Source organism: Salipiger pentaromativorans (assembly GCF_024721115.1).
Taxonomy (GTDB): Bacteria; Pseudomonadota; Alphaproteobacteria; order Rhodobacterales; family Rhodobacteraceae; genus Salipiger; species Salipiger pentaromativorans.
Window position 1 is genome coordinate 106,573 of sequence record NZ_JAMDHK010000006.1, and the last position, 16,590, is coordinate 123,162.

Annotated in this window: 21 protein-coding genes and 1 pseudogene; 14 read left to right on the top strand and 8 right to left on the bottom strand. The window is 61.2% G+C overall.

Translation table 11 applies throughout. From position 1 onward, the window contains the following. Positions 1 to 13 precede the first annotated feature (13 nt). Together M4578_RS11920 and M4578_RS11925 are read right to left on the bottom strand one after the other, a co-directional pair. The gene (locus M4578_RS11920; protein WP_008327361.1) at positions 14 to 634 is read right to left on the bottom strand and encodes a cation efflux transmembrane domain-containing protein; all 621 of its coding nucleotides are present in this window, start codon (positions 632 to 634) and stop codon (positions 14 to 16) included. 82 nt (positions 635 to 716) lie between these two features. After that, the gene (locus tag M4578_RS11925; RefSeq protein ID WP_007803476.1) at positions 717 to 1,145 is read right to left on the bottom strand and encodes a MerR family transcriptional regulator; all 429 of its coding nucleotides are present in this window, start codon (positions 1,143 to 1,145) and stop codon (positions 717 to 719) included. 213 nt (positions 1,146 to 1,358) lie between these two features. On the opposite strand from M4578_RS11925, the gene M4578_RS11930 reads away from it, so the two are divergent. Genes M4578_RS11930 through M4578_RS11980 form a run of 11 tightly spaced genes read left to right on the top strand, consistent with a single transcriptional unit; the run spans position 1,359 to position 8,978 of the window. Then, the gene (locus tag M4578_RS11930; protein WP_007803475.1) at positions 1,359 to 1,925 is read left to right on the top strand and encodes an SCO family protein; all 567 of its coding nucleotides are present in this window, start codon (positions 1,359 to 1,361) and stop codon (positions 1,923 to 1,925) included. A 5-nt stretch (positions 1,926 to 1,930) separates the two neighbouring features. Beyond that, the gene (locus tag M4578_RS11935) at positions 1,931 to 2,353 is read left to right on the top strand and encodes a disulfide bond formation protein B (RefSeq protein WP_007803474.1); all 423 of its coding nucleotides are present in this window, start codon (positions 1,931 to 1,933) and stop codon (positions 2,351 to 2,353) included. After that, positions 2,350 to 3,009, top strand: a complete 660-nt coding sequence (locus M4578_RS11940; protein WP_007803472.1) for a DsbA family protein — start codon at positions 2,350 to 2,352, stop codon at positions 3,007 to 3,009. Before M4578_RS11935 ends, M4578_RS11940 begins: the two co-directional genes overlap by 4 nt. A 22-nt stretch (positions 3,010 to 3,031) precedes the next feature. Beyond that, a complete protein-coding gene (locus M4578_RS11945; RefSeq protein WP_420854809.1) occupies positions 3,032 to 3,502 on the top strand; it encodes a copper chaperone PCu(A)C in 471 nt (156 codons plus the stop codon). Next, entirely contained in the window at positions 3,502 to 4,128 is a 627-nt protein-coding gene (locus M4578_RS11950) for an SCO family protein (RefSeq protein ID WP_007803468.1), read from the top strand. The genes M4578_RS11945 and M4578_RS11950 overlap by 1 nt, the downstream gene beginning before the upstream one ends. Then, positions 4,125 to 5,498 (top strand): M23 family metallopeptidase, encoded by a 1,374-nt coding sequence (locus M4578_RS11955; protein WP_007803467.1) that lies wholly within the window; start codon positions 4,125 to 4,127, stop codon positions 5,496 to 5,498. Before M4578_RS11950 ends, M4578_RS11955 begins: the two co-directional genes overlap by 4 nt. A 3-nt stretch (positions 5,499 to 5,501) precedes the next feature. Then, entirely contained in the window at positions 5,502 to 5,960 is a 459-nt protein-coding gene (locus M4578_RS11960) for a DUF411 domain-containing protein (protein WP_007803465.1), read from the top strand. A 22-nt stretch (positions 5,961 to 5,982) separates the two neighbouring features. After that, positions 5,983 to 6,765 (top strand): ZIP family metal transporter, encoded by a 783-nt coding sequence (locus tag M4578_RS11965; protein ID WP_007803463.1) that lies wholly within the window; start codon positions 5,983 to 5,985, stop codon positions 6,763 to 6,765. Between the two features lie 4 nt (positions 6,766 to 6,769). Further along, positions 6,770 to 7,243, top strand: a complete 474-nt coding sequence (gene lspA, locus M4578_RS11970; protein WP_007803461.1) for a signal peptidase II — start codon at positions 6,770 to 6,772, stop codon at positions 7,241 to 7,243. Then, a complete protein-coding gene (gene lnt / locus M4578_RS11975) occupies positions 7,240 to 8,811 on the top strand; it encodes an apolipoprotein N-acyltransferase (RefSeq protein ID WP_258093571.1) in 1,572 nt (523 codons plus the stop codon). Before lspA ends, lnt begins: the two co-directional genes overlap by 4 nt. Beyond that, positions 8,811 to 8,978 carry a hypothetical protein gene (locus M4578_RS11980; RefSeq protein WP_007803456.1) on the top strand — a complete coding sequence of 56 codons (168 nt, stop codon included), beginning with the start codon at positions 8,811 to 8,813 and terminating at the stop codon, positions 8,976 to 8,978. Before lnt ends, M4578_RS11980 begins: the two co-directional genes overlap by 1 nt. A 94-nt stretch (positions 8,979 to 9,072) precedes the next feature. On the opposite strand, the gene mntR is transcribed toward M4578_RS11980, so the two are convergent. Further along, positions 9,073 to 9,531, bottom strand: coding sequence for a manganese-binding transcriptional regulator MntR (mntR, locus tag M4578_RS11985; RefSeq protein WP_008327326.1), 459 nt, complete (start codon positions 9,529 to 9,531; stop codon positions 9,073 to 9,075). A 97-nt stretch (positions 9,532 to 9,628) separates the two neighbouring features. Here mntR and M4578_RS11990 point away from each other — a divergent pair, with 97 nt between their 5' ends. Then, a complete protein-coding gene (locus tag M4578_RS11990) occupies positions 9,629 to 9,904 on the top strand; it encodes a hypothetical protein (RefSeq protein ID WP_012187175.1) in 276 nt (91 codons plus the stop codon). Here M4578_RS11990 and M4578_RS11995 read toward each other — a convergent pair. Continuing rightward, positions 9,898 to 12,252 (bottom strand): heavy metal translocating P-type ATPase, encoded by a 2,355-nt coding sequence (locus M4578_RS11995; protein ID WP_207287124.1) that lies wholly within the window; start codon positions 12,250 to 12,252, stop codon positions 9,898 to 9,900. The genes M4578_RS11990 and M4578_RS11995 overlap by 7 nt on opposite strands. Before the next feature lie 177 nt (positions 12,253 to 12,429). On the opposite strand from M4578_RS11995, the gene M4578_RS12000 reads away from it, so the two are divergent. After that, on the top strand, positions 12,430 to 12,717 hold the full coding sequence (locus M4578_RS12000; RefSeq protein WP_369817429.1) for a hypothetical protein: 288 nt from the start codon (positions 12,430 to 12,432) through the stop codon (positions 12,715 to 12,717). A gap of 47 nt (positions 12,718 to 12,764) precedes the next feature. On the opposite strand, the gene M4578_RS12005 is transcribed toward M4578_RS12000, so the two are convergent. The 3 genes and pseudogenes from M4578_RS12005 to M4578_RS12015 all read right to left on the bottom strand — a co-directional run. Further along, a complete protein-coding gene (locus tag M4578_RS12005; RefSeq protein ID WP_007803448.1) occupies positions 12,765 to 13,430 on the bottom strand; it encodes a L,D-transpeptidase in 666 nt (221 codons plus the stop codon). A 193-nt stretch (positions 13,431 to 13,623) separates the two neighbouring features. Next, positions 13,624 to 14,346 (bottom strand): cytochrome c biogenesis CcdA family protein, encoded by a 723-nt coding sequence (locus M4578_RS12010; protein WP_007803446.1) that lies wholly within the window; start codon positions 14,344 to 14,346, stop codon positions 13,624 to 13,626. Next, positions 14,334 to 14,453 (bottom strand): annotated as a pseudogene (locus M4578_RS12015) (IS5/IS1182 family transposase); the annotation flags it as partial. The gene M4578_RS12010 and the pseudogene M4578_RS12015, both read right to left, overlap by 13 nt. A gap of 109 nt (positions 14,454 to 14,562) precedes the next feature. On the opposite strand from M4578_RS12015, the gene M4578_RS12020 reads away from it, so the two are divergent. Beyond that, positions 14,563 to 15,207 carry a hypothetical protein gene (locus M4578_RS12020; protein WP_258093572.1) on the top strand — a complete coding sequence of 215 codons (645 nt, stop codon included), beginning with the start codon at positions 14,563 to 14,565 and terminating at the stop codon, positions 15,205 to 15,207. A 7-nt stretch (positions 15,208 to 15,214) separates the two neighbouring features. Here the strand turns inward: M4578_RS12020 and M4578_RS12025 are convergent, their stop codons facing one another. Beyond that, the gene (locus M4578_RS12025) at positions 15,215 to 16,552 is read right to left on the bottom strand and encodes an APC family permease (RefSeq protein ID WP_007803442.1); all 1,338 of its coding nucleotides are present in this window, start codon (positions 16,550 to 16,552) and stop codon (positions 15,215 to 15,217) included. Between the last annotated feature and the right edge of the window lie 38 nt (positions 16,553 to 16,590).

Below are 16,590 nucleotides of genomic sequence, written 5' to 3' on the forward strand. Positions count from 1 at the left end.
TCAAGCCCCGATTTCAGGCCGAGTCCTTGGTTACCTGATCGTCATTGTGCACCGCCTTGTGGTGTTCACCATGCGCGTCTCTCAGGATTCCGACGCCACCCCAGGCCGCGATGCCGGCGACAATCACGCCCACGACAAGGTCCGGCCAATTCGTTCCGAGCCAGGCTACGAGCCCGCCTGCGACGACGATTCCGAGATTGGCCGCGAAGTCGTTCCAGCTGAACGTATTCGCCGCTCGGATGTTTACGTCTGGATCGCGAAGCCGTGCCAGCAGCCAGACGCAAAGTGCGTTGATGGCCGCCGCTACCAGCGCCATGACAATCATGATCGTGCCAAGAGGATCCGATCCGCCGACGTAGCGGCGCCACGCGTCATACAGGATTCCAAGGGCGAAGAGGATCAGCAGGCCGCCCGAAACGTTCGCCGCTCCGCGCTTCCACTTGGCGGAGCGGGACAGCGCGAAGAGGCTGATCGCGTAGACGAAACTGTCCGACAGATTGTCGAGGCCATTGGCGATAAGCGCGCTTGACTCGCCGAATGCGCCCGAGGCGAAGAAAGCGACTGCCAGCCCGATGTTGAGACCCAGCACGATCCAGAGTGTGCGTCTTTCCGTTGCGTTTCTCTGCTCCGCCATGCCGGGTATCCAAATTAGTGAATTGCCAATGAGTAACTAACACCGGGCTTTTTGCGTTCCGATCAAAGGTCGTCGAAATTGCTCAGGCGCCGATCTCTTCATGGTCGGTCAGGCATTCGGAATGGTCGCGCAGTACCTCGAGCACACGGCAATCAGAAGTCTGTCCGCCGCTGCACTCATGCACCATCCGCTTCAATTCCGTCCGCAGCGCCTCGAGCCGCGCCAATCGTTGCTCGACCTGTTTGAGTTGCCGACGGGCTATTGCATCCGCCTCAGCGCAGGACTTTCCCGGATGATCGCTGAGATCGAGGAGCTCACGGATCGCGTCCAACGAGAACCCCAGTTGCCGTGCGTGCCGGACGAATGACAAGCGGTCGAGTTCGGCGTCGCCATAGCGTCGTTGGCCCCCCTCGGTCCTGCCGGGCTCAGGCATAAGTCCGATCTGCTCGTAATACCGGATGGTCTGCACCTTTGTTCCGGTCTTCTTCGCCAGCGTCCCAATCGTCAGCATTTCCGCTCCCCACATTACCTACAGTGGGTGTAGCTTTATGCGGTGCGCATCACAAGCTTCACCCGAGTTTCACAGATCGGTGATTGTTGGCCGATCGATGACAATCACGCTTGAACCTACAGTAGCTAGAGGATGTAAACGCACACAAAATATAGAATCAGGTTCGGGCGGAGCGGCGTGAGGCTTTCAGGTCTTCAGAAGGTATTGTGGGTGTTGGCGGGCGCGGCGGCGTTCGTTTTCATCTGGCTGTTGCTATGGTCCGACTACCGTGCCGATCTTGCCCGCACCGAGAGTGAACCACCGTTTCTTGCTGATTTCGAACTGACCGATCATCGCGGCATGGTCCAAACGGACGAAGATTTCGCAGGGCGCTGGATGCTGGTCTTCTTTGGCTTCACCAATTGCCCCGACGTCTGTCCGACAACACTGTCCGAAGTCGCGGCCGTGATGGAGGGCCTGGGCGATGAGGCAGCAATGGTTCAGCCGATTTTCATAACGATTGATCCGGAGCGGGATACGCCGACTGCACTTGCCGAGTATGTGCCCCTGTTCGACGCAGGGATCATCGGGCTGACCGGTACACCGGAGCAGATCGCCGCGACATCCGAAACCTTTCCGATATTCTTTGAGCGGATCGAGCAGGCGACTGCGCCGGGCGGATACACGATGGGTCACACGTCGCATCTTTTCCTTTTCGACACGCAAGCAGGCTTCGCGGACTCCTGGCCCTACGGCACGCCCGCCGAAGAGATCCTCGCCGATCTGAGACAGAGGATCTGATCGTCATGACCCGACTTTCCGGAGAGACGGCCCTTGGCCTGGCCTGGATCATCGCGCTCACCGCGTCGCTTGCCGTGCTCTTCATCGGCGAGGTTCTGGGGCAGACACCTTGCGTGCTCTGCTGGTTCCAGCGTGCCTTCATGTTCCCCTTGGCCATCATCCTCGGGCTTGGGCTGTGGTGGCAGGATCGGCGCGTGGGTCGCTACGGGATCGCGCTGGCTTTGGGCGGTGCCGCCGTCGCGCTTTGGCACTTGGGCCTCTATGTCGGCGTTATCCCCGAGCGTATCCAGCCCTGCACGGCGACCGGCCCATCCTGTACCGACGACAATCAACTGGTCTTCGGCATTCCGATTCCTTTGATGGCGCTCGTCGCCTTCGCGATGATCGGTCTGCTGTCGGCTCTCTCACTGAAGGAAACACAAAAATGAAACGACGCGGCCTCATCCTGTCCGTTCTCGCGCTCGGGGTCGCCGGTTTCGGCGGTGCCGCCTGGTATGCCACCCGCCCCGACCCGATTGCCGCGTCCGATCCCATCGACCCTGAAATGGCCGACGCGCTGATCCGACCCTATTCCCCGATCCTCGGGCCCGAGGATGCGCCCGTAACCATCGTTGAATTCTTCGACCCGGCCTGCGAGGCATGCCGCGCTTTCTATCCGGTCGTCGAGGATATCATGGCGGAGCACGGAGACGCGGTGCGCGTTGTAATCCGCTATACGCCTTTTCACGGCGAGGCGTCGGTAGAAGCGATCCGTGTGCTCGAGGCGGCGCGCATGCAGGACGTGTTTGAACCTGTGCTCGAGGCAGTCTTGCGAGAGCAGCCCAGATGGGCGTCTCACGGGACCCCGGCACCCGGATTGATCCTTGAGATTGCAGCAAGCGGAGGTCTGGATGTCGAAGCTGCCCGGACACAGATGCTGGCCCCCGGTGTTGTGGCGGTGCTCAACCAGGACCGCGCCGATGTCGAGACAGTCGGGGTCCGCCAAACGCCCACGTTCTTCGTGAACGGCAAGCCTCTCGATCCGTTCGGTGAGGCCGAATTGCAGAGGCTGGTGGCAGTGGAAGTTGCGGCAAGCCAAAGCTGATTTGCGGAGGCAGGAGAAACGAGTGGTGAAGAAGTTGAGATATACCAATGCATTGGCCGTGCTTTTGACGGTTGCAGGGCTGTCGGCCCCCGCACTGGCCGGTTCGGAGGATGTCGTGGTCGAGAATGCGTGGTCCCGCGCCTCGATCAGCGTCAACAGGCCAGGTGCCGCCTATATGACCGTGCGCAACACGGGTGAAGACGCCGTTACGCTGACCGGACTTGCGACACCGCTGGCAATGATGCCCGAGATCCATGAGTCGAAAACCAACTCCGATGGCGTCAGTTCCATGGCGCCTGCAGGCGAGATCACGATTGAGCCCGGCCAAAGCGTGGCATTGGAGCCGGGCGGGTTGCACGCCATGCTCATGAAGCTGCAAGAGCCGATGACCGAAGGCGAGAATTTCCCGCTGACACTGACCTTCTCGGATGGCGGCAAGGTGACGGTCGAGGTCCCAATCCTCGGAATCGCCGCGCGTGGACCGGAGGGCTGATGCAACGTCGGCAGCTCCTTCTATACGGCGCAGCCGGTGCCGGCGTTCTTGGCCTGACGCTCTTCGTGGGCTGGTGGCGGGTGGACGGGCCCGGTGCGCCTGAACCAAAAGGGCAGCGGCCCCTGCCCCTATCGGCGATGGAGTTCCGGCTGACCGACCACGAGGAAAATGAGGTAGGGCCTGGCAACCTGATCGGTCGTCCCACAATGGTGTTTTTCGGGTTCACCTACTGCCCGGACGTCTGCCCGACGACCCTATCGGATATTTCCGGCTGGCTTGAGGAACTGGGCGACGAAGCATCAGAGATGAACGTGGTCTTCATCACGGTCGACCCGGAGCGGGACACGGTCGAGGCCATGGCCGAATATGTCGGCTATTTTCATCCGGTCATTCGTGGCTGGACGGGGCCGGAAGACCAAATTGCCCGCGCTGCAGAAGGGTTTCGTGCCTCATTTGAGCGCGTCCCGACTGAGGGCGGCGGCTATACGATGAACCATACGGCAAGCGTATTCCTGTTCGATGCCGAGGGTGAGCTCGTCACCATGATCGACTATCACGAGCAAAGAGAATTCGCGGTGCCGAAGATCCAGCGCGCACTGACAGAAGACGTAGAGGGGGCAACATGAAGATAAGAACTGTCTTGGCGGCCGTTGCGGTCGCAGGCGCATTTTCGGTGACCGCCATCGCCATCTCTGGCGTTCTGTCCAAAGAACCGGTGCCCCCTGCGATTGCTGAAGCGACCCTCTGGACTCCCAATCCGCTTGCGCCGCCTCGGATTACCGAAACCAATTCGGTCCGCCCTACACTCGCCCAGGCGGATATCGCATTCGAGTTCAGACCCCGGCCGCTCCTGACCGTTTCCCCCGCTGATACCTCCTTGCCATCTATCGAGCCCCCGCTGGTCACCTGGTCGCGGGAGATTGCGTCCGGCGAGACGCTTGATGCGGTCCTTTCCGATGCGGGGCTGGATGCTTCGGATCGCGCCGAAATCGCCTTGGCGATTGGCACGGAATACGATCTGCGCCGTCTGCGTCCGGGTCACATCATTACGGTGGTTTCCACAACGGACGACAACCCGCGTCGTGTAGAGCTCGCCGTCGAAGACGGTGTCCGGATAGAGGCGGTCTTCGGCGAACAGCTTGCCGCCCGCGTGTTGGACCCGGATCCCGAATTGGTGACTTTCGCCGGCGAGGCGGTGATCGAGAGCTCGATTTTCGCCGCCCTGAACACGGCAGACATCCCCGCCCGTTTTGCGGTGGACCTGGCGCAGATGCTGGGCGGCACCGTGGATTTCCGTCGTGATCTTGCGGGTGGCGAGACGATGCGCCTCCTTTGGCGCGAGGCCCGAGACGGGAACAAGAGGATTGGTCAGCCCGAGCTTGCCTTTGCCGCACTGGATATCGATGGCTCGGTCTATGAAATCGTCTGGCCGAACGACGGCAGCGGCCAAGCGACGATCTATGTCGACGGAGAAGTCCTGCGCGTGTTTGCGCAACCGGTCGAAGGTGCACGGCTGAGTTCTGTGTTCGGGCGCCGCACCCATCCGGTCTACGGCAATGTACGGATGCACACAGGAGTCGACTTCGCGGCGGCGCGCGGCACGCCGGTACAGGCGACGGCGCCGGGCCGCGTTAGCTTCATCGGCCGACGCGGTGGGTATGGCCGGGTCGTCGAGATCGCTCATGGCTCCGACACCCTGACGCGCTATGCGCATCTGAGCGCCGTACCGGACGGGCTCACACAAGGGCAACGCGTGATGGCCGGAGATATGATCGGGCGGGTCGGTGCGACGGGTACCGCGACAGGCCCCAACCTACATTACGAAGTGCTGGTGGACGGTCGCCCAACCGACCCTCTCTCTGACGACCGATTGGCAGAGGCGGCCGAGCGTGAAGCGGACGACACGGCCGCGCTTGAGCGACTGCGTGAGGCGCGTTCACTTCTTGCTGAGAGGCTCGCCAGCGAATTTGCACAGACGACAACCGAAAGGCTTTGATCCATGAAACGATTTACTCCCGCTCTTGCCATCGCATTTGCCTTGCTTCCTGCGGCGCAGGCCGTCGCAGAGGCGATTCAGATCGACGTCCGGAAGACAAACGGCTGCGGCTGTTGCCTGTCCTGGATGAAGCACCTCGAGGAGAATGGCTTCGCGCCGATGGGCGAGGACATGTTCGGAGGATCTCTTGTGCGCTTCAAACTCGACAATGGCGTGCCGCAGCGCATGGTCTCCTGCCATACGGCTTTGGTCGACGGCTATGTGATCGAGGGCCACGTGCCGGCGGCTGACATCCAACGCCTGCTGGAGGACCGGCCAGACGCGGTAGGCCTGGCGGTGCCGGGAATGCCCTACGGGTCGCCCGGCATGGGACCGGAGGACGACCGGGAGGCTTACGATGTCTTCCTGATCCACGAAGACGGATCGACCGAGGTCTACACCAGCTACTCGGCTCCTGACTGAACTCGCGGCAGAACCTTAACAATTGGAACCCCTCTCCCCCATAGCGCTTGGCTTTCTTGGAAGCCTGGCCGCCGGATCGCTGACCGCGGTCGGGGCGGTCCCCGTTCTTTTTGGGCGCATCCCGTCCCGGGCCACGCGCGATCTGCTGCTTGGCTTCGCGGCGGGTGTCATGCTCGCGGCTTCGTTCTTCTCGCTGATCATCCCGGCTCTCGACGCAGCTGAAGGACAGTTCGACAACGGTGCTCTCCCGGCGGCCATCGTATGTGTTGCGATCCTGCTTGGCATGGGCGCGATCGCTCTGATGAACGAACGGCTACCGCATGAACATTTCAAGACGGGGCGGGAAGGTCCCGACGCCGCATCGCTGCGGCGCGTCTGGCTTTTCATCATCGCGATCACTATCCACAATTTTCCCGAAGGGCTTGCCGTCGGCGTCGGGTTCGGGGCTGACGGTTTGTCGGGCGGGTTGCCACTTGCGATCGGTATTGGATTACAGAATGCCCCCGAAGGTCTGGCGGTGGCGGTTTCGTTGCTCGGCGAGGGCTATTCCAGGCTTCGCGCCTGGGGCATCGCCGCTCTGACCGGTCTCGTCGAGCCCGTCGGTGGACTTCTCGGCGCAGGGATTATCAGTCTTTCGCAACCGCTGCTGCCCTGGGGTCTCGCCTTCGCAGCAGGTGCGATGCTCTACGTCATCAGCCACGAGATCATTCCGGAAACCCACCGATCCGGCCATCAGAACAGGGCGACGCTCGGCCTCGCCGTTGGTCTTGTGATCATGTTGTTCCTCGACGTCTGGCTGGGATAAGCTGATGAGAACTTGCCTCTTCGTCGGTCTGCTTGCTGCGCTGATCGCCTTTCTTGTCGATCAGGCAACGAAGGCAATCGTTGTGTCCAATGCGACTGTTCTTAGTTCCGGCGTATCGGTCTTTCCCGGCTTCAATCTCATCTACCTGCGCAATGACGGAGTGACCTTCGGGCTTCTCGGCGGCGCGCCGTGGTGGAGCCTTGTCTTACTGGCGCTTGGCATCTGCGTCTGGCTGGCGTTCATGCTGGTCCGTACCAGCAGCCGGGTCGAGGCCATTGCCTATGGTGCGATCATCGGCGGTGCACTCGGCAATATTCTGGACCGCCTGCGCTATCGTGCGGTGACGGATTTCCTCGATTTCTACATCGGGACGGCGCACTGGCCTGCCTTCAACATGGCCGATGTTTTTGTGGTTGGCGGCGTGATGCTGCTGCTCATTGCGCCGTGGGTTGGCGCTCGACTTCAGACCGATTCATGAAGCCGGGATTGCCGCAGTTCGTTAGTGAGGACCTGAACCTGTTCCAGCGCATGGGTCTTGCCCTTGCTGCCGGCGGATTGACGGTTTTGACTCTTCCGCCGTTTTCTTGGCTCATCGCGGTCCCTGTCGCCTTCTCCGTGCTCTTTATCGTTCTCCGGAACATCTCAACCTCGCGCGCTTTCCTTGTCGGTTGGGCTTTCGGACTGGGCCAATTCGGGATTGGAATTTCCTGGATCGCCGAGAGCTTTTACGTCGATGCCGAACGTTTCGGCGCACTGGCGATTCCGGCGGTCGCGGGTCTGTCCGCCGGACTTGCCATCTTCCCGGGCATGACGGCGATGCTTTTTGCCGCCATCATGCAGCGCCGAGCTGTCGGCGGCATTGCGGCGGGCCTGCTGTTTGCAACCTGCTGGGTGGCCACGGAATGGCTGCGGGGTCATGTCCTGACAGGGTTTCCCTGGAACCTTGCCGCTTATGCCCTTGTCGACTATGCCGCCCTGCGCCAACCCGCCGCCTGGGTCGGAAGCTACGGTTTGGGCTTTCTCACGGTCTTCATCGGCATATTGCCAGGTGTGTTGACTGTGGCGGCGCCAAAGAGACGCGCGCCTGTTCTCGTGCTCTTCGCCGTTGCTGTGGCGGGTTTCTGGGTTGGCGGTGCGCTTCGGTCAGGGCAGGACGTGCCGCCGACAGACGTTGCTTTGCGCATCGTCCAAGGCAATGTGCCACAAGTCGAGAAGTGGGTACCGGGCAGCCGCCAGCGAACCTTGGAAAAATACCTGGGCTTGTCCGCGCAACCCGGACGTTTCGATTTGCTGCTTTGGCCGGAAACGGCCTTCCCCGGCTTTCTGGACGAAGATGCTGCGGCACGCGCGCGGATATCTGCAGCTTTGCCAGACGGCAGGATCCTACTGACAGGTGCGCCTGACCGAGTGGAGGGCGATGGGGGAACCAGATATTTCAACACGGTTCAGGCCTATGACGGCAGCGGCGAGGTTCTGACGGGGTATGCAAAACATCATCTTGTTCCGTTCGGGGAATATGTGCCCCTGAAAGGCTGGCTGCCCATCGAGCGGCTGACCGAAGGGTTGGGCGATTTCACGCCGGGACCAGGGCCGCGCACGCTGGCGATCCCTGGCGCGCCTCTGGTCGCGGTGGCGATCTGTTACGAGATCATCTTTCCGGGCCACGTGGTCGATGACCTTTTCCGCCCCGACTGGATATTCAACGCCACAAATGATGCCTGGTTCGGAACCAGCATCGGACCCGAGCAGCACCTCGCCTCCGCGCGGATGCGCGCGGTCGAGGAGGGACTTCCCGTGGTCCGGGCGGCCAACACTGGGATATCCGCGATCATCGACGCCAATGGAAATGTCGTCGCGCGTCTTGATACCGGGGAAACAGGCACCATTGATGCCGGCCTGCCGGGCGCGCGTACTCCAACGCCCTATGCGCGGTTCGGCGACTGGACCTTGTTGGTTCTTGTTTTTGGGTGCTGGGTCTTCGGCTGGCTGGCCAGTTTGCTCGGACGAGATCCCGATGCGCGGCATTTTGGAACGGAGGTATCCTGATGCTTGTGATCGTGAGCGCTATCGGAGGCGCGATCTGGGGTGGCTATCTGGCACGACGGAGGAGGGGGAATCACCTGGATATCCTCCAATATGCGGTAGCGTCTGCGATCGCCTTCGGACTTGTCGCCCTGTTTGCAACCATCGTGCTGTCGCGGGTTCTCGGCTAGCGAGCTTCGAAATTGCGCAAACGTGTCAGCGGCTTGAAGACCTGATAGCTCGAGGTCCCGATAGAGAATCGCGCGAATGTGCATCTAGGCGAGCTCATTTCTGATTGAGCCGTCGCTCGAACGCCTCCAATGTCGTCCCGCTGACGTGATGCTCGATCCCTTCCGCATCGCGTTCCGCGGTCTCTTCGTCGATTCCCAGGCTCAGAAGAAAGGCGACGACGACCCTGTGGCGGCGTCGACAGATCTCCGCGAGGTCCTGCCCGGCATCGGTGAGGAATATCGCGCGGTATGGCTCCCGCCGGACCAGACCAGCAGCCTTGAGCCGCGAGATGTTCTTGGTCACGGTCGGCGGCTTCACGCCAAGCCGCTCGGCGATCTCGACCGGTCTGGCCTCCCCGCGCGTCTCGATCAGTTCCGCGATCAGTTCGACGTAATCCTCCGCCATCTCGCTTTCATGTGCCTGACGCACGGTCGCAAAGCCATCGGCCTGCGCCTCGGGAGCCCGGTCGACCGCTTCGAATGGCTCACGCCCTTGTGATTGTAGCTTTGTCATACTCGGGACTTTGCAGCGAAACAGCGGGATTGACAACTTGTTTGCTTCGGGTAGATAAGTTAGCCATGTCTAACTTTTTACTTTGGAGGCCGTGGTGATGCGAAATATTATGAGAGTGCTGCTCGCCACACTCGCAAGTGCGCTCCTCCTGTCCGGACCTGTCGCCGCGACGCCGGCCAAGGAGGCGCCTTGGCTTCCCGAGGCAGCGGCCTACCGTCTGACGCTCTTTCTTGGAAATCTCGAGCCTCTGCCCTGGGACGACATCGAGACCGCCTGGACGGAACCCTACCGGGGTTCGGAATTCTCTGTCGGGGCGCTGGCGTGGCTGGACCGCAAAAGCGATATCGAGCTACCGAAACCGCCGGATCAATGACCGTGCGCCAGTGCTCCTTTCGCCATCTGCTCGCCCACCGGTTCTCCGCCTGAAGGCCCGGCCTCAACCTGATGGCCGTTCAGGAGCCGAAGTGCGTTGGCGACCACCAGCAGAGACACGCCTACATCCGCAGCAATGGCGCCCCACATTGAGGCCATACCGAACGCGGTCAGCCCGACGAACAGCGCCTTGGTCGCCAGCGATATGCCGATATTCTGGTGGATGATCGTCATGGCACGGCGCGAATGGCCGATAAGCCAGGGTACCTTGCCGATGTCGTCGGTCATCAGCGCGATGTCGGCCGTCTCGATCGCGGCATCCGATCCGACAGCGCCCATGGCGATGGCATAATGCGCCCGCGCCATGGCCGGTGCGTCATTCACACCGTCGCCGATCATCGCCACCATGTCGTGGCTTTCGACGAGTTCCTCAATGGCCGTCACCTTGTCTTCTGGCAAAAGTTCGGCGCGCACCTCGTCGATGCCGACTTCGGCTGCCACCGCGCGCGCGGTGCGTTCGTTGTCGCCCGTCAACATCACGATGGTCTTCACACCCTGCGCATGCAGACGCGCAACGATCCCCTTTGCATCTGGGCGGATGCGGTCGCGAAGCTCCAGTACGCCGGTCACGCCGGTCTCGTCACCCACGGCAACGAGGGTGCTCCCTGCCCCTTCGATCCGATCCCGCAGATCCGCCGGAATGGCATTGCCGAACCCCTTCTCTTCGGCGAAGCGATCCGAGCCGAGCCAGATAGCGCGCCCGTCGGCGCGTCCTTCCAGACCGCGCCCGGGCACGGTACGGGTGTCCTCTGCGGCAGACACGGAAACACCATCGGCTTCGGCGCGCGAGAGGATGGCGCGTGCCAGCGGGTGTGAAGACCGCGCCTCCAGGCTTGCTGCCAGCGCCATGAGATCGCGTGCGGAAACGCCGACCAGTGGGTGAACCGCCGCCACCTCAGGCTCGCCCATGGTGATCGTCCCGGTCTTGTCCATCGCCAGTGCCGTGGTCCGCCCCGGCGCCTCGACATAGGCGCCGCCCTTGATGAGCACCCCCGCCCGTGCCGACGCGGTCAGCGCTGCCACGATGGAGACCGGCGTAGAAATGACCAGCGCGCAAGGACATGCGATGACCAGAAGGACCAGAGCATTGTAGAACCAGTAGTCCCAGGCGCCGCCGAGCAGCAGTGGCGGCACCAGCGCGATGGCGATCGCCAAAGCCATCACGATGGGTGTGTAGATGCGCGCGAACTTGGCCACCCACTGTTCGACCGGCGCGCGGCGGGCATGGGCATCGCCCACCATGCGAATGATTTTCGCGAGCACCGTGTCCGAGGCGGCCTTCGTCGCCCGCACCGTCAGTGTGCCCTCGCCGTTGATCGTGCCGGCATAGACCTCGTCGCCTGGTTCCTTGGGCACTAGCGCGCTTTCCCCAGTAATTGGGGCCTGATCGACGGCCCCTGCCCCGTCCACGACCTCACCGTCGAGGGGGATCCGGTCGCCGCCGCGCACGATAAACCTTGCATTGACTGCCACGGCCGCGGCCGGAACGTCGGATTCAGATCCGTCGTCGTAAAGAACCCGCGCCGTTGGCGGCGCCAGATCGAGGAGCGCGGAAACCGCATTACGCGCCCGCCCCACGCTCCAGCTCTCAAGATAAAGCGAAAGCGAGAAGAAGAAGGCGACCGTCGCGGCCTCAAAAAACTCGCCGAGGCCGATGGCGCCCGCGACGGCCACCACCATGAGCAGGTTCATGTCGGGGCTAAGCCTCCGCGCCGAAGACCAGGCCTTGGGCGCGACAAGCCAGACGCCAAAAAGAATCGCGACGGCGAAGATCCCTGCTTCCACCATAGGCATAGGCACCTCGCCATGGCCCGCAAAGAGCCCGAGCGCGCCGCCCATGCCGGTCTCGACAATGTGAAAAAGGAATCCCGCCGCCCAGAAGCCGCCGCTCAACGAGGTAAAGCGCTTCTGACGTGCCAGATGCGCCGCCTGGTCCTCTGCTGCGTTGTCGGCATCCCATGGCTTGGCGCTCATGCCGGTCGTTGCGACCAACTGCGTGACTTCGTCGTCTGGTATCCTCTCGGCGCTATCGAGGATGGTCATTCGCCCGTTGATCACGTCGAATGCCAGGTGTTCGGTTCCGCCCACTTTCGGCCCGACAACCCGGTTCAGGATCGCCACCTCTTCGGCGCAATCGAGCCCGGAGACCTGAAAGCTCCTTCCGCCAGACGGCGCTGGCGCCGTGGACGCGACGTCCTTGCTGGCGTCGCAACAGGAGTTGCCTCTTGGGTCAGAATGCTCTTGATCACCCGGATGGCCGTGATCGTTGCGGTTGCCGTCGGAAGACATGGATTGACCTCAGGATTCATTGATTCCACATTGACATAGCCCCTACAGTAACTAGAGCTTCAAGGGCAACAAGTGGATATTCGTCCAGCAAGAAAGGCGCCCTGCGGAGGCTTGAAGCTAGCCGCCCCCTTGAAACGACGCGGTTGGAGCAACGCTTGCCGGTACGAAGCGATCAGAATGAGTGAGGTAGACATGCAGAAACGAAACGCGCCGATTATCGCAGCGACATTGGTGCTTGCTGGCTGCGCGGTGCCAACGCTGGACGACGGCGGCGCTCGCAACGAAGTGGGAAGTGTTCCCGAGGCCGTCATTGCCCTTGCTGCGCCTGGTCAGGATCTCACCACGGCGCGGCTTCGTCCCGAGGATGGCTGTTATTGGTATGAACACAGCGGTCCGGTGGAAAACACCTTGGTTCCGCTACGCTCGGCAGGTGGCAACCCCATCTGCACTTCGCGCCAGTCCTGATCAGCCCATAGATGCGTCAAGCCCACGCGTAACACATGATGCGCCAGTCAACTTCTCGGGGTGACGCTGTCTTCCGCCGAGTACAGGAATGCCGTCGAGCCAATCTCGACGTTGGGATAGAGATCATTGATGTGTGCCATGACCATTCGGACGCAGCCGGAACTCGCACGGCCGCCAATGCTTCTTGGATACGGTGTCCCGTGAATCCTTAGATAGGTGTCTCGGTCGCCGACGAAGAGATAGAGGGCTCGCGATCCGAGCGCGTTTTCAGGTCCGGGTTCCATACCGTCAGCGATATCGGCGTAGAGCTCTGGGTCGCGGTCGATCATGTTTTGTGTCGGCTGCCAATGCGGCCACCTGACCTTGCGCTTGATCGTATAGGTGCCCGGTTCGTAAAGTTTACCGCGCGCGATCGCCACGCCATAGCGCATCGCCGTGCCGCCTTCTTCGATGTGGTAGAGATAGCGCGCAACAGCATCGACATGGATATCACCGGGTACAAGTCCGTCCTTCGCGAGGACCCGCTGTGGCAGGAAGCGAGGGTGAAGGCCCCAAGGGTTGGACGTGGCCGGGTCGTAGCCGGGAGGTGTAACCTGTGCGTCCCAAGCTGCCTTCTGCGCATCGGTAGGCCACGTGTCTGCAAGGAGCGGGCTGGATATCGATGCCGAAAACAGCGCGGTGGTCGTCTGGATGAAATGTCGTCTTGTCAGCATATAGATTGCTCCGTTCACGCATTGGACGGCAAACCGAACCTTACCCCGAACGCAGTGTTGTTCGCCCGGGAAGGAGTGAGGCGTTATTGGCAACTTGCTCCATGGTGCCGTTCTTTGTCGGTGGCTTAACTCCTAAAGCTACTAGAGGTTCAAGAAAATTTTCTGTTATCAATAGACGCTGCTACTAATGGAGCTATCCGATCCGTCCCAGAACCGGAAATACGTCGAGCATCCAGTATGACAGCGCGCTCAACTGCCCTGTCATCATCGCCAGCCCCATCAAGATCATCACTATGCCCGCAAGCTGGTGGAGGCGGCGGCCAACCCGGCCGATGGCCCGCAACCGTCCCGCGATCTGGTCGGTGAATCCGGCCACGATCAGAAACGGTATTCCAAGGCCGGCGGAATAGACGGCAAGCAGCATGATACCTTCGCCCATCGTGGCACTCGCCGCACTGGCTGTCAGGATCGCGCCGAGGATCGGGCCGATGCACGGAGTCCAGCCGAAACCGAAGGCAAGACCGAGGACATAGGACGCAGCGGGTTGGCCCCCGGGGATGTTGAGATTGAATCGGAAGTCGCGTTCCATGACCGAAACACGCGCGGCTCCTATCATGAAGAGCCCGAAGAAAATGATGATGCCGCCCCCAACGAGGTTGAGTTCATACCGCCACCGAAGCAGGGCCTGACCCATTGCAGTCGCGGATGCGCCAAGTCCCATGAAGATGGTGGAGAAGCCGAGGACAAAACACAGGCTCAGCCAGACCGCGCGCGACGGCGAAGCGCCGACCACCCCGCCCTCAGCGGCTGTGCGCCCGGTTACGTAGGAGACATAACCTGGCACAAGAGGTAGCACGCAGGGGGACAGAAATGATATCGTGCCGGCTAGGAGGGCGGCGGTGAGGGCGCGCGCCAAGTGATGTCTTCGTCGACCCAGATCAGCAGGGACCCCCGCTTGCGCAGCGATGCGTTGTAGCTGGACCAGTTGGTCGTACGATAGCGGGCGGGAGATGGGTTGCTCATGGAATGCGGCTAACAGCATGGGTTCGCGAAGGGAATCCTGAGGCGTCAGACTTGTGCAACAACGCCCCGTATCATCGACCTAGTGGTGCCCACATGGCAGGCTATTTCAATGGATAGATTTTTCTCTATCAGTATGCCCGCGGCTCAGTTTGTTAGAAATGTCCTGCTGTTCAGCTTCGCTGCATTACTGCCGGTCCTGTTGTTCTACGTCTTACTGGCTCCGGGCTTTGCTCCGGCTCTTGCTGCCGGCGGACCGGCACTCATGCGCTTACTAAGGCAGGTTGCGACCAACGGTTTGCCCGTGGTTTTTGCCGTCAACTATGTCAGTTTTTTCCTTTTCGCTATGACAAAGCAACCAAAGGCGGGCTCAAGAGACACGGCGTTTTTCGTGCTGGTCGATGTCTTGCTCAGAGCCCTTCTCTTTCCAGGTCTCCACGTGCTGATATACGTTCTATCTGCCGACTGGTTCGGGTCATTCGGCGGCAATCGTTCAACCGCTTTGGCGGTTGTATCCCCGACTCTTGCGCGTTCGGCGTTTTTCGAGAACATCTCCGGCGTTTACCTCTATGCGACTATGATAAGCGCGTTGCCGCTCTACGTCTCGGCTTTCGGGCGGTCGGAATTTCTTGGACCGGTTGTACGTCGCTTGCCCATGAACACGGGCGCGATGCTGCTTGCCCTGGCTGCGTTTGCCTTGTCGGTCGGGCTGATCACGATCGGCGCACAAGGCATCGCATCTCTTCAGGCCAGGTGATGGTAGGCTAATCACCGTGGGCGTGGGCGGGGGCGGGGGCGACTTGCGGTGCCACCCATTGCGACAAGTAAACGCGCTCGAAGGCGAACACAGCGATCATCCCGACAGCGGCGTAGAGAACGATCATCGGGTCGCTTTGAAGCTTCATCACGGTGAAAGCTGCCAGTACTATCGCATCGAGCGCCAGGGCAGTCAAAAGCACGATACCGAAGGCGCCGACGTCTGCTCGACGATAGCGGAACACGCCCCAATGTATGATCATGTCCATGACGAGGTAAAAGAAAGCACCGAGGGATGCGATCCGGCCTAAATCAAAGAGCACGGCCAACGTCGCGGCGATGACGACAGTATAGACCAGGGTGTGGCGTTGGATGGGACCTGGCATACCGAAGTGGCTGTGCGGGATCATTTCCATGTCGGTCAGCATCGCCAGCATACGCGACACCGCGAAGACGCTGGCCAGAACGCCGGACGCCGTTGCGACAGCGGCCAGGATCACCGTGAGTATGAAGCCGGTTTGTCCAAGGGCGGGCTGCGCCGCTTGTGCCAGCGAATAGTCACGCGCTGAGATGATCTCCTCGATCGTGAGACTCGAACCGACCCCGTAGGCGACCAACAGGTAGACGACGACGCAGATTCCGATAGAGAACATGATCGCTCGGCCAACATTGCGATTTGGTTCAGTGATCTCGGCTCCGCTGTTGGTGATCGTGGTGAATCCCTTGAACGCAAGGATGGCCAGCGCCGTAGAGGCGATGAACCCCGTGAGCCCGTAGGATTGTGAGGTCTCGGACGCCGCGGCGAACGCAAAACCACTGGACCACAGGGCCGCGATGCCAAACAGAGCTATGCCTCCGATCTTGATCGCGGCCATGATCAACGAGAACAGCCCGACCGAGCGGTTTCCGGCCATGTTCACCAAAAAGGCGAAAACGATCACGGCCACAGCCAGAGCGGGGACCAATGGGCCACCTTCGATATCGAAAGGGCGCAGGACATAGGTGGCGAAGGTTCGCGCGACGAGGCTTTCCGCGATCACCATGCTGAGCGCCATCAGCAGTGCGGCCCCGCCCGCGATGGCTCCGGGGCCATAGCATTTCTGCAGGATCATGGCGATGCCACCCGAGGACGGCCATTTGTTCGACATCCTGATGTAGCTGTAGGCGCTGAAGCTTGTGACGACCGCGCCGGCGATGAATGCAAGCGGGAAAAGCGGGCCGGCGAGCTGCGCGATTTGCCCCGTCAACGCAAAGATTCCAGCGCCGATCATCACGCCTGTCCCCATCGCAACGGCTCCGCCCAGACTGATGGAATTTTCGCGGTACGTTTCTTTTTCGCTCTGCATAAATGGCCCCCTTTTAATTTTGGTTCATCCGAACGCTG